The organism is Paenibacillus mendelii, assembly GCF_024498075.1.
GTDB classification, from domain to species: domain Bacteria; phylum Bacillota; class Bacilli; order Paenibacillales; family Paenibacillaceae; genus Paenibacillus_Z; species Paenibacillus_Z mendelii.
Map to the genome: position 1 here is coordinate 1 of NZ_JANHOF010000061.1, position 1346 is coordinate 1346.

General features: G+C 53.7%; 1 protein-coding gene. It reads right to left on the reverse strand.

From position 1 onward, the window contains the following. Window positions 1-80: 80 nt before the first annotated feature. The coding region (gene ltrA, locus NNL21_RS36010) for a group II intron reverse transcriptase/maturase (RefSeq protein WP_256555722.1) at window positions 81-1346 on the reverse strand (1266 nt) is incomplete at its 5' end.

Consider the following 1346-nt stretch of genomic DNA (forward strand, 5'->3'; position numbering starts at 1 on the left):
AATCGAGTAAGAGGGGGCGGCTAACCCCCGTCTTCTCACACCACCGTACATGCGGGTCCGCATACGGCGGTTCCAAAAGGTTAACGAAGCTCCACATAACGAGAAAGCAAACTTCTCAGCCCTTTCGCTTCCCAGTAGGAAGTCGGGAGGGCATTGTTTGTGTTTCGAGACATTTCCCATGCTCCGCGCCTGGAATTGGCCATGACGAAGCAAGCCCATTCCGGAACGCTAAGTGCTCGAAGCTCGCGGATTCGGGTACGTACCCGTTTCCATTGTTTCCACATGCACATGCGGAGCCTTCGGCGAATCCACTGGTCAAATTTCTCGCAATGGCCCTTTGCGGAGGCAAGTCGAAAATAGTCGATCCAGCCGAGCAGGTATTGGTTCAGCTGCGTAATGCGGCTTTCCATGGACATGGATCGCGTTCGGTTCGTTAGCTCACGAATCTTCTCTTTAAATCGTGAGAGGGTCTGAGGCGCTAGACGAATCGTTGCTTTCTTGTCCGTCAAGAAGCTGAAGCCAAGAAACTTACGCTTCCACGGCCTGTCTACCGCACTTTTCTCTCGATTCACCTTCAGTTTCAGCTTCTCTTCTACGAATCGCGTCACCGACTCCATCACGCGCTGTCCTGCACGTTTGCTGGCAACGAAAATGTTGCAATCGTCCGCATAACGGACGAAGTGCAAGCCTCTTTGGGTTAGTTCTTTGTCCAAATCATCCAGTAGAATGTTCGCTAAGAGCGGGCTTAATGGGCCGCCTTGCGGCGTTCCTTCATCCGTTCTCTCCAGCGCGCCATCCGTCATCACCCCGGCGTTTAGATAAGCTCGAATCAGTTTCAAGACACGTTTATCTGTCACTTTTCGCGCTACCCTCGCCATCAGCATGTCATGGTTCACTCGGTCAAAGAATTTTGCCAAATCCATATCCACGACCCATCTCAGGCCGCGTTGGATGTAGGTTTGGGCTTGCTTTACAGCATCATGCGCCTGTTTCCCTGGACGAAAGCCATAGCTGTACCATGAGAAGTGCGCATCGAAGATCGGGTTCATCACTTGTAGAAGCGCCTGCTGGAGGAAGCGGTCCATGACGGTCGGGATGCCGAGCAGCCGCACGCCACCTCCGGGTTTGGGAATTTCCACCCGTTTGACTGGCGCGGGTCTATACATTCCCGCGAGGAGCTGGACTTTCGCCGCATCCCAATGTGTTTTCAGGTAAGCTTGTAGCTCGGCTACCGTTACACGATCCACACCGGCGGCTCCTCCGTTTTGTACCACTCGCTTGTAGGCGAGCCGAAGGTTTGCTCCTTCGAGCATTCGCCCTAGCAGGTCGTTATGGTCTTCGCGAGA